The organism is Streptococcus mitis (genome assembly GCF_901542415.1).
GTDB classification, from domain to species: domain Bacteria; phylum Bacillota; class Bacilli; order Lactobacillales; family Streptococcaceae; genus Streptococcus; species Streptococcus mitis_BL.
The window spans coordinates 1,971,304-1,990,217 of sequence record NZ_CABEHV010000004.1; the positions used below are offsets into that span (position 1 = coordinate 1,971,304).

At 43.1% G+C, this 18,914-nt stretch carries 8 protein-coding genes and 1 pseudogene; 5 read left to right on the forward strand and 4 right to left on the reverse strand.

Annotation, left to right across the window (positions count from 1 at the left end; translation table 11 throughout):
- Positions 1–38 precede the first annotated feature (38 nt).
- Genes gatB through gatC form a run of 3 tightly spaced genes read right to left on the reverse strand, consistent with a single transcriptional unit; the run spans position 39 to position 3,249 of the window.
- On the reverse strand, positions 39–1,481 hold the full coding sequence (gatB, locus tag FQT24_RS10115) for an Asp-tRNA(Asn)/Glu-tRNA(Gln) amidotransferase subunit GatB (RefSeq protein WP_143952919.1): 1,443 nt from the start codon (positions 1,479–1,481) through the stop codon (positions 39–41).
- Complete coding sequence (gene gatA, locus FQT24_RS10120; RefSeq protein WP_143952920.1) at positions 1,481–2,947, reverse strand: Asp-tRNA(Asn)/Glu-tRNA(Gln) amidotransferase subunit GatA; 1,467 nt, start codon at positions 2,945–2,947, stop codon at positions 1,481–1,483. Before gatA ends, gatB begins: the two co-directional genes overlap by 1 nt.
- Entirely contained in the window at positions 2,947–3,249 is a 303-nt protein-coding gene (gene gatC / locus FQT24_RS10125) for an Asp-tRNA(Asn)/Glu-tRNA(Gln) amidotransferase subunit GatC (RefSeq protein WP_000705419.1), read from the reverse strand. The genes gatA and gatC overlap by 1 nt, the downstream gene beginning before the upstream one ends.
- 293 nt (positions 3,250–3,542) lie before the next feature.
- Here gatC and FQT24_RS11140 point away from each other — a divergent pair, with 293 nt between their 5' ends.
- The 5 genes from FQT24_RS11140 (at position 3,543) to FQT24_RS10145 (ending at position 16,884) form a co-directional block, all read left to right on the forward strand.
- Entirely contained in the window at positions 3,543–3,617 is a 75-nt protein-coding gene (locus FQT24_RS11140; RefSeq protein WP_232610068.1) for a hypothetical protein, read from the forward strand.
- A gap of 301 nt (positions 3,618–3,918) precedes the next feature.
- Positions 3,919–5,463 carry a peptide chain release factor 3 gene (locus FQT24_RS10130; RefSeq protein ID WP_143952921.1) on the forward strand — a complete coding sequence of 515 codons (1,545 nt, stop codon included), beginning with the start codon at positions 3,919–3,921 and terminating at the stop codon, positions 5,461–5,463.
- 803 nt (positions 5,464–6,266) lie between these two features.
- On the forward strand, positions 6,267–14,498 hold the full coding sequence (locus FQT24_RS11145; protein WP_143952922.1) for an accessory Sec-dependent serine-rich glycoprotein adhesin: 8,232 nt from the start codon (positions 6,267–6,269) through the stop codon (positions 14,496–14,498).
- Between the two features lie 506 nt (positions 14,499–15,004).
- Positions 15,005–15,883: a CatB-related O-acetyltransferase gene (locus FQT24_RS11205; protein WP_185952569.1), complete on the forward strand. Its 879-nt coding sequence runs from the start codon at positions 15,005–15,007 to the stop codon at positions 15,881–15,883.
- 116 nt (positions 15,884–15,999) lie between these two features.
- Positions 16,000–16,884, forward strand: a complete 885-nt coding sequence (locus FQT24_RS10145) for a glycosyltransferase family 2 protein (RefSeq protein WP_143953041.1) — start codon at positions 16,000–16,002, stop codon at positions 16,882–16,884.
- A gap of 674 nt (positions 16,885–17,558) precedes the next feature.
- Here FQT24_RS10145 and FQT24_RS10150 read toward each other — a convergent pair.
- A pseudogene (locus tag FQT24_RS10150) lies at positions 17,559–18,725 on the reverse strand (IS30 family transposase).
- Positions 18,726–18,914 lie beyond the last annotated feature (189 nt).

Below are 18,914 nucleotides of genomic sequence, written 5' to 3' on the forward strand. Positions count from 1 at the left end.
GAGAACTCACTGATAGTTCCTAATCTGGAGATTATTTTTTACTCTTCTCTCAACTTCGCTAATTCCTGGGCAAGAAGTTTAAGGGCAACTTGTGGGTTGGCTTGGCCTTTGGTTGCTTTCATGAGGAATCCTGTAAAGGCCTTGTCTGCGTTACGTTTGCCTGACTTGAAGTCAGCAACGGCAGCTTCGTTATCCGCAAAGACTTGATGGATAATTGGAATCAAGACAGCTGGATCTGAAATTTGAACCATACCTGCTTTTTCCACGTATTCACGAGCTCCACCGCCATTTTTAGCCAGGTGGACAAAGACTTTCTTGGCAATCTTAGAAGAAATAGTGCCGTCTTCGATGATGGCAATCATTTCAACCAAGTTTTCTGGTGTTAGTTCGATTTGTTCAAGTGTCTTGCCTTCAGCGTTCAAGAACTGAGCAACCTCACCTTGGAGCCAGTTAGAAACTTGTTTAGCATCACCACCGAGAGCCACAGCTTTTTCAAAGAAGTCAGAAGTGACTTTATTTGCAGTCAACTGGCTAGCATCGTAGTCTGACAAGCCAAGGTCAGCCACGTAACGCGCACGGCGTTCTTTCGGAAACTCTGGCAACTCTGTACGCATTTCCTCAATCCACTCGTCTGAAATTTCAAAGAGAGGTAGGTCTGGTTCTGGGAAGTAGCGGTAGTCAGCAGCGCCTTCCTTGACACGCATGAGGATGGTTGCCTTGTTGGCTTCATCGTAACGGCGTGTTTCTTGGCGGATTTGACCACCTGAGCGAAGGATTTCAGCCTGACGTTGGACTTCGTATTCAAGACCCTTGCGAACGTTTGAGAAGGAGTTAAGGTTCTTCAACTCAGTCTTGGTACCGAATTTTTCTTGACCATAAGGACGAAGGGAGATGTTGGCATCCACACGCATAGAACCTTCTTCCATCTTAACGTCAGAAATGCCAGCGTACTGGATAACTTCCTTGAGGGCAGTTAGGTAAGCATAGGCTTCTTCTGGCGAACGCATGTCAGCTTCAGATACAATCTCAATCAAGGGAACCCCTTGACGGTTGAGGTCGACATAAGAGTAGCCATCTGTACCGTGGGTGTTTTTACCAGCGTCTTCTTCTAGGTGGGCGCGTTCGATACCGATTTTCTTAGTTGTACCGTCTTCTAGCTCCACTTCAATCCAGCCCTTGTAACCGATTGGCTCATCAAACTGAGAAATTTGGTAGGCTTTTGGATTATCAGGGTAGAAGTAGTTCTTGCGGTCAAAGTGCATCTTTTGGTGGATGTCCATGTTGAGGGCAAGAGCAGCCTTGATACCGGCATCGACAACACCTTTGTTGAGAACCGGAAGTACTCCTGGGAAAGACCAGTCAATCACGTTAGTGTTGGCGTTTTGGTCATTTCCGAAGTGGGCAGAAGTAGGTGAGAAGATTTTTGAATTGGTGTTGAGCTCTACGTGGACTTCAAGTCCAATGACTGTTTCAAAGTTCATTAGTTATCACCTCCAAAAATCACGGGTTGTTGTTTGTGGTAGTCTGTTGTTGCTTCAAAAGCAGCAGCAGCTTGGTAAATGGTTTCCTCAGAGTACTTAGGACCAATCAATTGCAGTCCGACAGGCAGACCTTGAGAGAATCCAGCTGGAATCGAAATTCCTGGTAGACCAGCTAAGTTGACTGGGATAGTCAAAAGGTCAGCCAAGTACATAGCAACTGGATCGTGGTTGAGAGAATCCAAGTCATAGGCAACACTTGGAGCAGTTGGACCCAAAATCAAATCGTAATCCGCAAAGACTTTTTCGAAATCTTGGATGATGAGGGTACGAACCTGTCCAGCTTTCTTGTAGTAGGCATCGTAGTAACCTGATGAAAGGCTGAAAGTACCCAGCATGATACGACGTTTCACTTCTTCACCGAAACCTTGGCTACGGCTGTTTACATAGATTTCATCAAGGTTGGTCGCATCCTCTGCACGATAGCCGTAACGGATACCATCAAAACGTTGCAAGTTTGATGAAGCTTCAGATGAAGCGATGATGTAGTAGACGGCAACCCCGTATTTAGAGTGAGGCAGGCTGACTTCTTCAACGATAGCACCAAGTTTTTCAAAGTGCTTAGCAGCATTAAGAATGGTTTCCTTAACCTCTGGGTCAATCCCTTCGCCAAGATATTCTTTAGGTAAAGCAATTTTCATGCCCTTGATGTCTTGACCGATTTTTGAAGTAAAGTCGGCAATGCGGACAGGAGCAGAAGTAGAGTCTTTAGCGTCTTCGCTGGCAATAGCATTGAGCAAGAGAGCATTTTCCTTAACAGTAGGAGCAAAAGGTCCAATCTGGTCTAATGAGCTACCAAAGGCAATGAGACCGAAACGAGAAACCGTTCCGTAGGTTGGTTTGAGACCGACAATCCCATTGAAGGCAGCAGGTTGGCGGATAGAACCACCAGTATCAGATCCAAGAGACAAGCGGACTTGCCCAGAAGCTACGGCTGCGGCAGAACCACTTGATGAGCCACCAGGAACTTTGCTTTGATCCCAAGCATTTTTAGTGGCCCCATAGTGAGAAGTCTCACCTGAACCACCCATGGCAAATTCGTCCATGTTGGTCTTTCCGACGACAATCATGCCTTTCGCTTTTGCATTGGAAACGGCTGTCGCATCAAAAATAGGCTCATAGTTGTAGAGCATTTTTGAAGCAGCAGTTGTGAGAATACCATCAGTAGAGATGTTATCCTTAACTGCAAGTGGAATTCCTGAAAGGACATTATCAGCATCGATTCCTGCTTCATCAATAGCTTTCGCTTGCGCAAGGGCTTGTTCCTCAGCGACGGTAACAAAAGCGTTGATAGCTGTCTCTCGAGACTTGATATCTTCAAGTGTTGCTTGTGTCAACTCAGTTGCTGAAATTTCCTTAGAGACCAGGAGATTGTGCAAGTCTTCAATGGTTTTATTGTTGAAAGTCATTAGGCATCTCCTCCATCGTCTAGGATAGCTGGTACCTTGATATAGTAGTTGTCTTTTTCAGGTACGTTTTTAAACAAGCGATCACGGTCTGTTCCTTCTTCGGCCACATCAGGGCGGAGTACAGTCTTGCGGTCAGCCATGGTCGTAGTAGGTGCGACACCAGTTGTGTCAACTTCGCCCAGCAATTCAACCATGTCAACAATCTTAGACAAGGTAGTCGCAAAGGCAGCAGTTTCTTCTTCAGAGAATCTTAATTTTGAAAGATTGGCAACGTGTGTTACCTCTTCTTGCGTAATTTTCATCTTGCATCCTTTCGTGAAATGATGATTTTTAGTCTGTTCTATTTTACCATATTTTCCTATAAATAAGGGAAGGAAAGATGAAAAAAGACGGGTATAGGATGGAGAACGGATTTTGATGATGATTTATTTGAAAAGCGGATTTCAAAGGGGAAAATATATGGTACAATAGTTTAACAGAGAAGTGAAGACGGTGGTTACGAAATCGAAAGGATGGTGATGCTTATGTGCAGAACCTGTAAAATCTTAGTAGAAAGGAGTAACCAGATTTGTCCCCTTTTGAGGCTTTGACACTCATGTTTGTAGCTGGTAACTTTGTTATCACGCTCCTAAAGTTCATCCTTGAATTGGTAAAAGAGACAAAAAAATAGCCGTCCTAACTTTGGCGAGTTAACGAGCTATTTTTTAGTTATGTAACTACAGCCACCGTCTTAAACGGCTCTGTGGGGTGTTGTTGACGCAACACCTTTTTCTATATTCATTGTAACATTTATTTTAAAAATTGCAAGTGGAATTATTATGCTTTAGCAGTGTCTGATATAAAATAGAAATTGAAAAAAATGCTAAAATCCGATATAATGGAATGTTGAAAGGAATGGTACAATCCAATGTAAAAATCATTCTGAACTATTGAAACAAGAAAAAGAATAGAGAATCAAAGAAAGAGAACTTATGAATATTCAAGAAGAAATTAAGAAACGTCGTACCTTTGCCATCATCTCCCACCCGGACGCGGGGAAAACAACCATCACTGAGCAGTTGCTCTACTTTGGGGGAGAGATTCGTGAGGCTGGTACGGTAAAAGGAAAGAAAACAGGAACTTTTGCCAAGTCTGACTGGATGGATATCGAGAAGCAACGTGGGATTTCGGTTACTTCATCTGTTATGCAGTTTGACTACGATGGTAAGCGCGTGAATATCCTAGACACCCCAGGGCACGAGGATTTCTCAGAAGATACCTATCGTACCTTGATGGCGGTGGATGCTGCCGTCATGGTGGTGGACTCTGCTAAGGGTATCGAGGCTCAAACCAAGAAATTGTTTGAGGTTGTCAAACACCGTGGCATTCCTGTCTTTACCTTTATGAACAAGCTGGACCGTGACGGTCGTGAGCCACTAGACCTCTTACAAGAATTAGAAGAAGTCTTGGGCATTGCTAGCTACCCAATGAACTGGCCTATCGGGATGGGGAAAGCCTTTGAAGGCTTGTATGACCTCTATAACCAACGTTTGGAGCTCTATAAAGGGGATGAGCGTTTTGCTAGTCTAGAAGATGGGGACAAGCTTTTTGGTAGCAATCCTTTCTACGAACAAGTCAAGGATGATATTGAACTATTAAATGAAGCTGGAAATGAGTTTTCAGAGGAAGCTATTCTGGCTGGAGAATTGACACCAGTCTTCTTTGGTTCGGCCCTCACAAACTTTGGTGTGCAGACCTTCCTTGAAACCTTCCTCAAGTTTGCTCCAGAACCACATGGACACAAGAAAACAGACGGCGAAATTGTGGATCCTTATGACAAGGATTTCTCAGGATTTGTCTTTAAGATTCAAGCCAACATGGACCCTCGTCACCGTGACCGTATCGCCTTTGTCCGTATCGTATCGGGTGAATTTGAGCGTGGTATGAGTGTCAACCTACCTCGTACTGGTAAGGGTGCCAAACTGTCGAATGTTACCCAGTTTATGGCGGAAAGTCGTGAGAATGTAACCAATGCTGTGGCAGGTGATATCATCGGGGTTTATGATACAGGTACTTATCAGGTTGGGGATACATTGACTGTTGGCAAAAACAAGTTTGAATTTGAACCACTGCCAACCTTTACTCCTGAAATTTTCATGAAAGTTTCTGCTAAGAATGTCATGAAGCAAAAATCCTTCCACAAGGGGATTGAGCAATTGGTGCAAGAAGGAGCCATTCAGCTCTATAAGAATTACCAAACTAGCGAGTACATGCTAGGCGCTGTTGGTCAACTCCAGTTTGAAGTCTTTAAACACCGTATGGAGGGCGAGTACAATGCAGAAGTAGTCATGAGTCCAATGGGTAAAAAGACTGTTCGTTGGATCAAGCCTGAGGATTTGGATGAACGGATGTCATCAAGTCGCAATATCTTGGCTAAAGACCGTTTCGACCAACCAGTATTCCTCTTTGAAAATGATTTTGCCCTCCGTTGGTTTGCGGATAAGTATCCAGACGTAGAGTTGGAGGAAAAAATGTAAATCAGTACCAATAATTGGAACTAAAGTTCCTAATTGTTGGACGCTAGTCGCTATTTGGCGAACTAGCTAACTGCCTTACTAACTGAGTTTTACAAATGGAATCGATTTGTAAAACTCATCGTCGTCATCTAACAATCGCTAACCTTTATGTTGATTGACTTAAATATCCTAATAAGAGAAGTCCAGGGATGCTATATTCTTGGGCTTTTTCCTTGTGGCAAATGGGAGGTTGGCTTGCCTATCTCGGTGTCTTGGTTTTGAATCGGTACTACTATAGAGCTTGATATCAATCTCCTGTTAAGAAGATCCTGTGAATCTTATGGTATTACGGGCTTTTTTGTAAGAGTCAGCAAGTCTAGCTACTTGCCTTACTAATAGTCAATTAAAACCAAAATACCTCTTTTTCTTGCTGGTCTGCTCAAGAAATATAGTAGTTAAGCTATATTTCTTGAAATTTACTATCTCTTCATTCTAATGGAAACAGAGAGTAGTTCCGTGAATAACATACAATATATATGTCTATGTGAAGAAAATGATGCTCTTTTTAATTTTGGATAAGTATGATGTATTAATCGGTAAAAATAATGGATTTCTCTTTATTAGAGCCTAGTCAATGAGGGATTTGGTTAGCTAGTATATTAATTTTATTTCTCAATGGGACCTCCATGCAAAATCAAGCAGAAAATGCTTTATTTTTTAGTAAATATACTAAAAAATAAGTTGACTTAACATAATGATTTGTGTATAATAGAAAACGATTGCATTAAAATGACCACTGTAGCACTTTTTGGAGGAAAAAATAAATGTTTTTCAGACGTCAAAAGGGTCAATATCGCGAAACTGATCGTGTGACTCGATACAAACTGGTAAAATCCGGTAAGCATTGGTTGAGAGCCTCAACCTCTCTTTTTGGCTTGTTCAAGGTTTTGCGTGGTGGTGTAGACACTACTCAAGTTATGACCGAAGTAGTAGAAAACCAAACTAATCAAACCATTACAGGTCTTGATATTATAAGGGGTATTGCAGCTACAGGAGCTGTATTGGGTGGGGCTGTTGCTACTCAGACAAAAGTTTTTGCAAACGAAGCGGTAGCTCTTGAAAAAACGTTAGATAGTTCAGATGCTCTAGCAACGCATGATACAGTTGTTCTTGGCACAACTGCAAAAGTGGATGCGGAGAATTCGGCAAGTCTGTCTAATTCAGCAAGCGAGAGTGTATCTACTTCAGAATCAGTATCCACTAGTCTATCAGCTAGCGTTAGTTCTTCTGCTAGTATGTCAACAAGCGCTTCAGAAAGCGCATCAACTTCGGCTAGCGTCTCAGCAAGTACCTCTGTAAGTTCTAGTCAGTCGATGGTGGCTTCAGACAATAGTGTACATTCTACTACTGCTTCTGAGACTTCTGGAAAAGCAGAGTCTGTGTCAAAAGAAAGTCAGTTGACTAAAGAAGAATTACCTACCTCTAAGCTAAGTGCTCCCGTATTGGAATCAGCTAAATTGGAAAAAGGTTTGGTTGATACGAATGCAGAAATAAGTAGTTTGGCAGGAGTAACTGCGGGTGCCATCGCAACAAGGGAAGTTTCAGCTAAACAACAGGATGAAAATCGTAAGAAGTTAACCAAACTTTCAGCTGAGATGGGTGAGTACTTGGCTAAAGCTGTAGGATTGCCGAATGCGGACTCTGCTATTACCAAAGTGAATACTGCCGTTACGGAGATTGAAAAAGCCTTGGCGGATCCGACTAGTGATTTGACATCAGTAGTACAAAAAGCTACCTCTGCTCGTAATTCCATTGTCAATGCTGTTTTAGGTGCACATTCAGGTCAACGTGATAGTCGTAACGGACAAGCGCTAGAGAGAGGAGCGTCTCCTAGGGCATCATTCTCTAGTCATGGAACGACAGCTTCAATTGAGTCTGGTAGATATGATAGAAATAGTAATGAAGTTGTTTGGCGTATCAATATGCACGCGAACAGTGCCTTGCATCATGTAGGGCTGATTGCGGATGTAGATCCTAATACGACTATTACTCGTGTGATCTTTAATAATGTACAAGAAATGGAGAAACGTGGTGGCTCAGGAAATGAGTATGTCTATGATATCCGCCATGATAAACAAAGAAACCTAGAAGCAACGATTGAAGTTCATGCTACTGTAAATGATAAGTCAGCAACTGCAACATTGGATGCAAGAGTTGCTACAAGTAGCCAACCATTTACAAGTGCGGATACTTTTGGGGACGATACTCCTTCTATGCATAATGAAGTAGCTACTAGAGTATCGCATGCCCCACGTATGAATAGAAGTATAGTAGTTCCTAATCGTGCAGCAGGTCAGAGCCGTGCAGCCTCTAATCCGCCTACGATTAAGATGCCATCTGATGTCACTTTTTATAATGATGATGCCATCACGAATTTTCAGATACAATTACGTGATGATAGAGGGATGGATAAAATCAAGGCTTCTGACTCCAATGCTATCATTACAGGTGTAACTTCCCCAAACTATCCTGCTACTAGTAGAAGAGGTCCAGGGGATTTGTGGACCTATGATTATCAAGGAAGGCGAACAGGATTCCAAAAATCATATAACATTGATATAACAGGAACGCTTGGTCGTAAAGGTACTGCTTGGGAACCGTATAAACCAGGTACCTATCCTCTTGAATATACAGTTACAGATATTGATGGTCAGCCTGCTACAGCCACTACCAATTTCCATGTCAAAGGATTTAACGAGCGACAAAACCCTGTGAGTGGTGCGACTGTCGCAGTTAATAATACGAAAAATCTAAGTCCGGCGGAAAGAGAGCAAGTATTGGCTAACTTTAAAGCAGCTAATGCAAGCGTTCTTTCAAGTACAGACTACAAAAAAGGATCTGAAGAAGGATCAATCAGTGTAGCTAATAATGGAGATGTTACCATTACTTATCGTGATAAAACCACGGATACAGTCACAAACAATGTTAAGTATGGTGTAGAGAAAACAACTGAGCACTTTTATGCAGTTAGCGACGAGCCTTTATCTAATATAAATCCAAGAAGTCTTGTGCGTCCAGTTGGCGGAGCTTCTGACTTCCCTAGTGGGACAAGATTTGCATGGAAACAAGGGCAAGCTCCTACAATGACAGCGATGGGGGACAGAGAGAACCCTAGAACTGCAATCTTAACGGTAACTCATCCAGATAATACTACTACGGATTTAACATATAATTACAGAGTCTATCAAAAGATAGAGACTAAAACCAAGAATGGAGTTACTGGTCAGTTTTATGCCTTTAAAGCAGCTTCAGGTGATCGAACTGTTGGCAGTAGCTATGCTAATAATATAGGTGGAGATTCATATCTTTATATCAATAGTCCATCTCTTCCTTCGGGGACTACATTTGCTTATGAATATCGTCTGAATAATAATGCAAGTGCACCACTAAATAATCGAACTGGGTCACCTAAATTTAGTGATGTCTGGCATACAACTGACTCTGCAGCTACGACACACCGTACAACCTATACTGCAAAAGCAACTTATCCAACAGGACGCTTTGGAACTCCGTCTGCACAAGATCGTGCTTTGACAAGTGAGACAAGCTTTACTTATACAGTAGTGGATCCAGTAGCTAAACAAGAATATACTACAAAAGTTGGGGATACAACTCCGCTAAATGATATTATTGCCAATCCTGGCAATGCACTTAAAAATTCTGATTCTAGAGTGGCGATTCCTACTGGAACAACTTATGAATGGGTATCCAGACCTGATGCTTCAGCTCCAGGTATCTATAAGAAAGAAGTTAAAGTTACTTTACCACAAGGTTCTGCAGATAAAGCAGGCAACAGTACAAATGTTCCTGTAACTATCAAAGTTAGACCGAACCCACCACGAATCGCAGATAGTCAAGTGAAGCTACAAGGAGGTCTGCCAAATCGTAGTATTACAGTGACAGATGTAATACCAGGAGCAACAGTCACTTTAACCATTGGTACCGAAACCTTTACTAAAAAGTCTACTGGAGCAAGTGTGACGTTTGAACCGTCTGAGTTGAAACGGGTTACTGATACCAATAATGGTTTGTTGCCTACAAGAAATGTAACGGTTAAACAAGAAATGGTTGTTAGGGATCCAAATGGTAGCAATGTAACTCTTCAATCTGACACATCTTCTAATATAATTACTAAAGAAAATGTATCTCCAAACCCTGAATTTGAAATCTATGTCAAGAATAATGGTAAGTGGGAAAAACTTTCTCCGAAAAATAATGTCCGTCCTGGTACGAGTGGATACGAGATTTTTGCAGGAGACGAAGTTAAGGTTGTCTTAAAAGGTTCAGATAATAGTGGTAAACTTAGAGATTTGAAACTTTACGATGGTACATCAGATAAAGATAGAATATTCTCAGGTGACTATTCTTCGAATGATAGTGCACTAGGATTCAAGAATAAACCAACGAATGCTCCTGCTACTTTAGAGTATACAGCTACTTATAATCCTAATCAGCCACATGCAGATGGAAATAGATGGACACTTGGTGTAAAAGCTGTGGACTTGTCTAATAATGAATCGAGAACTCCAACAGTAGTTGTCGCCCAAGGGAAGTTGAATGAGAAATTCCCTGGTAAGAAGCCGTCAGTAGTCTTCCAAGTTAAACATCCAAACGCTCTGAGTCAGCGTGAGAAAGATGAAATCTTAGCTGCTGTGAAAACAGCGAACCCTGAGACTGCAAACCGTATCAGAAGTTATTCTATTGCAGAGAATGGAACGGTAACCATTACTTATAAAGATGGAACGGTAAATACGGTAACGCCAAATATATCTGACTCAGATTACCGTGCGTCAGTATCAGCGTCAACCAGTGCCAGCCAAAGTGCTTCAACGAGCGCGTCTAAGTCCGCGTCAACCAGTGCGAGCCAATCAGCCAGCACGAGCGCGTCTAAGTCCGCATCGACCAGTGCGAGCCAATCAGCCAGCACGAGCGCGTCTAAGTCCGCATCGACCAGCGCAAGTCAATCAGCCAGCACGAGCGCGTCTAAGTCCGCATCGACCAGCGCAAGTCAATCAGCCAGCACGAGCGCGTCTAAGTCCGCATCGACCAGCGCAAGTCAATCAGCCAGCACGAGCGCGTCTAAGTCCGCATCGACCAGCGCAAGTCAATCAGCCAGCACGAGCGCGTCTAAGTCCGCATCGACCAGCGCAAGTCAATCAGCCAGCACGAGCGCGTCTAAGTCCGCATCGACCAGCGCAAGTCAATCAGCCAGCACGAGCGCGTCTAAGTCCGCATCGACCAGCGCAAGTCAATCAGCCAGCACGAGCGCGTCTAAGTCCGCATCGACCAGTGCGAGCCAATCAGCCAGCACGAGCGCGTCTAAGTCCGCCTCGACCAGTGCAAGTCAATCAGCAAGTACATCAGCTAGCCAGTCGGCTTCAACCAGCGCAAGCCAATCAGCCAGCACGAGCGCAAGTCAGTCAGCCTCGACCAGTGCAAGTCAATCAGCCAGCACCTCAGCTAGCCAGTCGGCTTCAACAAGTGCAAGCCAATCAGCCAGCACCTCAGCTAGTCAATCGGCCTCAACAAGTGCCAGCCAATCAGCCAGCACGTCAGCTAGTCAGTCCGCATCGACCAGTGCGAGCCAATCAGCCAGCACAAGTGCTAGTCAGTCGGCTTCAACAAGTGCGAGCCAATCAGCCAGCACAAGTGCTAGTCAGTCGGCTTCAACAAGTGCGAGCCAATCAGCCAGCACGTCAGCTAGCCAATCAGCCAGCACAAGTGCGAGCCAATCAGCCAGCACCTCATCTAGTCAATCGGCCTCAACAAGTGCCAGCCAATCAGCCAGCACGTCAGCTAGCCAGTCGGCTTCAACAAGTGCAAGCCAATCAGCCAGCACATCGGCTAGTCAGTCAGCGTCAACAAGTGCAAGTCAATCAGCCAGCACCTCAGCTAGTCAGTCGGCCTCAACAAGTGCGAGCCAATCAGCCAGCACCTCAGCTAGCCAGTCGGCTTCAACAAGTGCAAGTCAATCAGCAAGCACAAGTGCTAGTCAGTCGGCTTCAACAAGTGCAAGCCAATCAGCCAGCACCTCAGCTAGCCAGTCGGCTTCAACAAGTGCAAGTCAATCAGCCAGCACAAGTGCTAGTCAGTCGGCTTCAACAAGTGCAAGCCAATCAGCCAGCACCTCAGCTAGCCAGTCGGCTTCAACAAGTGCGAGTCAATCAGCAAGCACGTCAGCAAGCCAAAGTGCTTCAACAAGTGCGAGTCAATCAGCAAGCACGTCTGCAAGCCAAAGTGCTTCAACAAGTGCGAGTCAATCAGCAAGCACGTCAGCAAGCCAAAGTGCTTCAACAAGTGCGAGTCAATCAGCCAGCACGTCTGCAAGCCAAAGTGCATCGACAAGTGCGAGCCAATCAGCAAGTACCTCAGCTAGCCAGTCAGCATCGACAAGTGCGAGCCAATCAGCAAGCACCTCAGCAAGTCAATCGGCTTCAACAAGTGCGAGCCAATCAGCAAGCACGTCAGCTAGTCAGTCAGCATCGACAAGTGCAAGTCAATCAGCCAGCACCTCAGCTAGTCAGTCGGCTTCAACAAGTGCAAGCCAATCAGCAAGCACGTCAGCTAGTCAGTCGGCTTCAACAAGTGCAAGCCAATCAGCCAGCACATCGGCTAGTCAGTCCGCATCGACAAGTGCAAGCCAATCAGCAAGCACCTCAGCTAGCCAGTCGGCTTCAACAAGTGCAAGTCAATCAGCAAGCACAAGTGCTAGTCAGTCAGCATCGACAAGTGCAAGCCAATCAGCCAGCACGTCAGCTAGCCAGTCGGCCTCAACAAGTGCAAGCCAATCAGCAAGCACCTCAGCTAGCCAGTCGGCTTCGACAAGTGCAAGCCAATCAGCAAGCACATCGGCTAGTCAGTCCGCATCGACAAGTGCAAGCCAATCAGCCAGCACCTCAGCTAGCCAGTCGGCTTCAACAAGTGCAAGTCAATCAGCAAGCACAAGTGCTAGTCAGTCGGCATCGACAAGTGCAAGCCAATCAGCAAGCACAAGTGCTAGTCAGTCGGCTTCAACAAGTGCAAGTCAATCAGCAAGCACATCGGCTAGTCAGTCAGCATCGACAAGTGCAAGCCAATCAGCAAGCACATCGGCTAGTCAGTCCGCATCGACAAGTGCAAGCCAGTCGGCTTCAACAAGTGCAAGCCAATCAGCAAGCACGTCAGCTAGCCAGTCGGCATCGACAAGTGCAAGCCAGTCCGCATCGACAAGTGCAAGCCAGTCGGCATCGACAAGTGCAAGCCAGTCCGCATCGACAAGTGCAAGCCAGTCCGCATCGACAAGTGCAAGCCAATCAGCAAGCACAAGTGCTAGTCAGTCAGCATCGACAAGTGCAAGTCAATCAGCAAGCACAAGTGCTAGTCAGTCGGCTTCAACAAGTGCAAGCCAATCAGCAAGCACAAGTGCAAGCCAGTCGGCTTCAACAAGTGCAAGCCAATCAGCAAGCACCTCAGCTAGTCAATCAGCTTCAACAAGTGCAAGTCAATCAGCAAGCACAAGTGCTAGTCAGTCGGCATCGACAAGTGCAAGCCAATCAGCAAGCACCTCAGCTAGTCAGTCGGCATCGACAAGTGCAAGCCAATCAGCAAGCACCTCAGCTAGCCAGTCGGCTTCAACAAGTGCAAGCCAATCAGCCAGCACATCAGCTAGTCAATCGGCCTCAACAAGTGCAAGCCAATCAGCCAGCACCTCAGCTAGCCAGTCGGCTTCAACAAGTGCAAGTCAATCAGCAAGCACAAGTGCTAGTCAGTCGGCATCGACAAGTGCGAGCCAGTCGGCTTCAACAAGTGCAAGCCAATCAGCAAGCACGTCAGCTAGCCAGTCGGCATCGACAAGTGCAAGCCAGTCCGCATCGACAAGTGCAAGCCAGTCCGCATCGACAAGTGCAAGCCAATCAGCAAGCACAAGTGCTAGTCAGTCAGCATCGACAAGTGCAAGTCAATCAGCAAGCACAAGTGCTAGTCAGTCGGCTTCAACAAGTGCAAGCCAATCAGCAAGCACGTCAGCTAGCCAGTCGGCTTCAACAAGTGCAAGTCAATCAGCAAGCACATCGGCTAGTCAGTCAGCATCGACAAGTGCAAGCCAATCAGCAAGCACCTCAGCTAGTCAGTCAGCATCGACAAGTGCAAGCCAATCAGCAAGCACCTCAGCTAGTCAATCGGCCTCAACAAGTGCAAGTCAATCAGCAAGCACGTCAGCTAGTCAGTCGGCCTCAACAAGTGCAAGCCAATCAGCAAGCACAAGTGCTAGCCAGTCGGCTTCAACAAGTGCAAGCCAATCAGCAAGCACCTCAGCTAGTCAATCAGCTTCAACAAGTGCAAGTCAATCAGCAAGCACAAGTGCTAGTCAGTCGGCATCGACAAGTGCAAGCCAATCAGCAAGCACCTCAGCTAGTCAGTCGGCATCGACAAGTGCAAGCCAATCAGCAAGCACCTCAGCTAGCCAGTCGGCTTCAACAAGTGCAAGCCAATCAGCCAGCACATCAGCTAGTCAATCGGCCTCAACAAGTGCAAGCCAATCAGCAAGCACATCGGCTAGTCAGTCAGCATCGACAAGTGCAAGTCAATCAGCAAGCACATCAGCAAGTCAATCAGCTTCAACAAGTGCAAGTCAATCAGCAAGCACGTCAGCTAGTCAGTCAGCATCGACAAGTGCAAGTCAATCAGCCAGCACCTCAGCTAGTCAGTCGGCTTCAACAAGTGCAAGCCAATCAGCCAGCACAAGCACGTATGAGTCAGCGTCCACAAGTGCATCAGAATCAGCAAGCACATCAGCATCTGAGTCAGCATCAACAAGTGCGTCAGCTTCAGCCAGCGTATCAGCATCAGCAAACACATTATCTTCTGAAACACCATCAGAATCAGCAGGTAAGTCAAGACAGCAATTGCCAAATACAGGTACAGAAGCTTCCAAATCATCTGTACTCCTTGGAGCTTTGGCAGCCGTGACTGGTCTAGGTCTGTTTGCGAAACGCCGTAAACGTGATGATGAAGAATAATCGGATTAAAAATACATAGAAAGTATTGTTATTTCGATTTATGAAGAATCCCTTGGATGAAAAATCATCCAGGGGATTTTTTTGCATTATTTCGTCGTAAATGTCCACTAATGATCGATAGTTGTATTCGCATTTTTCCTGTACGATTGTAACCTATGGTAAACAAGACTTTAAGACCTCATTTTACTTGTTGATTAATATCCTTGAAGAAATAAAACTCCATCGGCATGACTTTGAATCGTATATGATTATCCTTCCAATTCGTTAATTGTATGTAAATTTATTAATTTTCAATTCTGGGATATCCTTGATATTTCTATGTAAGTTACTTTTATTATAAGAGTATTTGTGGTAAGATGTATATAACAAGAGAACACTATATAGTCTCTCTATATGAAGGGTAAATAATACTAAATTGTATAAAAGTTTTAGTTAGATGACTACTTAGTCATGTTGTAGGCACACTGATAGATATAGTCAATTTAGTTGAAGGGGGAGAGTTTTAATTGCTATCTGGAAAATTCTGTTTATTTTCACATAAAAATAAGCAACACCAACGTTATTTTCAATTCTTACCTGATGGTCAGATTAGGGATATTGGTGGAACAGGTCATGATAATGAGCGATTTTGGGAATTAGAAGATCAAAAACTTAAATTATATTCTAAATCAGAGCAACTAACAGCAGTTTTTGAGTGTTGCTATGAAGAAGTAGGCCATTCCTATTGGGAAGGATTACATCAGGAAACGATTCCCTTGGAAATACGAATATACGATTCGCGTCCAGATTTATTTGATTACCTGACAAAATATACTTGTCGCTATTTGATTGATTACGGAGCCTTAATAGTAGGGAAACATACGTATGGCATTCCACAATTAATTGACTATGACCACGGAGGTCAAGTTATAATTGGTGATTATTGTTCTATTGGCCATAATGTTCAATTTATAACTGCAAATCATGATTTAGAGTTGATTACAACTTATCCATTCAAGAGTTTAGAGGTATTTTACACGGATGAGTCATTGCAGATGACTGATGATCATATTTTGAAAAGTCCAACTCGAGTTGGTAATGATGTTTGGATTGGTAACAATGCTCAAATCATGGCTGGGGTAACTATTGGAGATGGTGCAGTCATAGCAGCAGGTGCTCTAGTGAGCAAGGATGTAGAACCATATGCTGTTGTAGGAGGCAATCCAGCAAAAGTGATTCGTTATCGTATAGCAGAACCTACTTTTCGGAAACAGATGTTAGAAATTGCGTGGTGGAATTGGCCAGAAGACATTATTTCTGAACGATTGGATAAAATCATGAGTAAGGATATATCAGAATTTATAAGAGAATACTTACCAAATGCTGGGGAAGTTAAATGTGATTAATCTGTTATCAGAAATATTAGAATTGATTTAGGATATATCTTAAATAATACGCACTGTACTAGAATTGACTTTGTTTTTTATATAATGCATCAGAAAAGGAGTATATGATTGAAATGATGGAAAAAATTAGTGTTATCGTTCCTGTTTATATGTCAGAACTATATCTTGAAAAATGTTTGGATAGTATCGTTCAACAAACCTATCAAAATCTTGAAATTATTTTGATTAATGATGGCTCAACAGATGGTTCAGCAGCAATCTGTCAACGTTATCAAAATCAAGATGAACGTGTTAAAGTCTATCATAAAAGAAATGGGGGAGTTTCTTCTAGTCGTAATCGTGCCTTGGAAGTTGTAACTGGGGATTATATCGTTTTTGTAGACAATGATGACTGGTTGGAGTTGGATCATATCCAAAATCTTTACGATTTATTGAAAAAAACAGATGCAGATATTGCAATCGGAAACTTTACTCAATTTTTGGATGATCAAGCTAGTTTTTTGATTCATGTAGGAGCAGATGATTATTTTGAGAAGACTTATTCGCCATTTGAATGGTTTTGCCATCAATATGACAGTAAGTATAATCTCAGTCAATGCTTTACAGTTCCGTGGGCGAAGTTATACAAGACAGAGCTATTTAAGGATATTGTATATCCAACAGATAAAAGTGTAGAGGATGATTACACAACTTATAAAGTTTATCTTCAGGCAGATAAAATTGCTTTTATGAATAAGGCTATTTATATCCATAGAAAACGTTCTACAAGTGTTACAAGGACAGTCAATCTTGCAGATGTATATCCCTTAAAGAGTATTGAAGAACGTATGACTATTCTCCAATTGATTGGAGCTCCTCAGGAGTTATTAGATAGAGAAATTCAAGCTTATAAATGGCGATTATCTATTCATGAAGAAGAAACTCTTAAACATGGAGATGTGGAATCTTATCAACAAATTTTGGTCAAAAAAGCAATTGCAGCTAAATATTTTAAAGGTTAGTAAAACACATTTTACAAATTTGTTTTTCTCTATTTTTGGTGGATGTTTTTAGATAGAAAAAGTGACCTATACTCAAAAATTAGAATGATATCTAATTTTTGATGTGGGTTGCTTTTTACGTTTATCAGATAGCTATTCTAAAATAATAAGGTTATTTACATCAAAAGATTCCTAAAAGATACTTGATATGCAGATAGACGAGTCATTTTTTGTATGTCTGAGATGAATTAAAAATTTATTTTTAGGATTGATCATTTGAAAATGTTATTGTGTAACTGTATTAAGATTATAACGCTGAATATTTTAAATTATTCAACTTATATTTTTGCGAGATTATTCAATTTGGAAAGTGATTATAATTTAGTGCTGTATGAACGATACTATCAATGAAATAAATATATTTTTGGTAACTTCTAAAACTAACTTCCAGTTTCCCACAACCTAGCTTTTAGTATGAGAAAAACGCGTGAAATCAGTGGAAATCCGTCTTAGACTAACTTCCGCTGGTTTTCTTTTTCTTGATATATAAGGGTTCAAAAGCGAAAAGACTCAGAAAAAAGTGCACGACAAATAGCCCTAAAACAGAGTCGTCTTAGAGTAACTTCCAGTTGCTAGCGTTTAGTGTGAGACTTTTCGATGGTGATAAGATGTGTAGTTAGAGGGGAAAATTCCCTTTATTTCAATAAATCAGGTGATAAGTGTGTGTCTTCTGGTTTGACAAATTGACACCCCAGAAGAGCAGCGATGTCCTCGCCAAAGTTGAAGGTGAAGACGTTGTAAGCAGATTTTCCTTGAGACTCTTCTCGTTTCAAGGAATTGACATGGGAAATGACTAGATTGACGTCTTTCTGAGTCAGCTGGTCAAAGGAAGTGCCCTTGGGAAGAATGGCTCGCAAAACTGTATGGTTCTTCTCAATCCGCCCCTTCTGGTCAGGACGGCTAGGGTCGCAGAAGTAGAGGTGAGACTTCCCATCAATGTCTCGCTCAAGCTCCTCCACATAGGAGAACTCAGATCCGTTGTCCGTTAGAATGACAGGGAACAGCTGATGGAACGCATACCCTCCGTCCATGACTCTTTCTTTCAAAGCTGCGAATTTAGTGGCGACCTCCAGAGCGGTCTTGTTGTCCAAAAGCAAGGCGAAGAGGAAGTTGCAGAAGGAAACGTTGAAGGTGAGTAGCACCTTTCACCAGGTCTGCCGATGACCGTGTCCATTTCCAAACATTTGAAGAAATCATCTGTTTCTCGTAACTGTTGGAAATCTTGGTAGGTCCGTCCAATTTTTAGCTCTTTGGGAATAGCTACTTTTCTGGATTTTCTGCGTTCCTTGAACTTGACCATCCGAGGAAAATCAATGGGCTTGGCTGTCAGATATCCCAGCTTGGCATGCCGATACACCGTGGCTTTCGACACAGGTAGGTTATGTGTCTGAATGATATGGTAGATGCTTTGTTTCTTCTGGATGCCTTGGGTTAAGACCTTATCCATCTGATAAAAACTTTCCTTGTTTAGGGGGATGCCTTGTCTGGATTCCCTCAACATAGTCTCGTACTGTTCCTGCGCCTTTTTCGCGTAGTAAAGATAGCGGTTAAACCCATAATCCGTCCTCTTTTTTGGACAGTTGTTACAGACATAAGGAGCTTTTTTGAGAAGAGGGCAATCCGTGCAATCAGATTTGACGGATGTTGGATGCGTGATGCGATTGCGCTTGATTTCCTTTGAAATCGTTGACGGATCTTTTCCCATCTTCTCAGCGATGGAACGGAAAGTCTCTTGTTGGCTGATTCCGGTTTGGATGTCAATCCGGTCTTCTAGAGTGAGATGTTTTTTGTTTTTTCGTCATGAGGTGCCTCCTCACGAAAAGTCTCAGGCTTAATTCTAGCATAATTCGTCGTCTGAGACTAACTTCCAGTTTTGGGAGAGAGATGGAAGTTACTTTGAGAAGTTACGTAAATATATTTTTTTAAATTTGAAATTCCGTAATAGCTCAAAAAATAGCAAAAAAATGTTATAATAGTAGGAAAGGAGAATA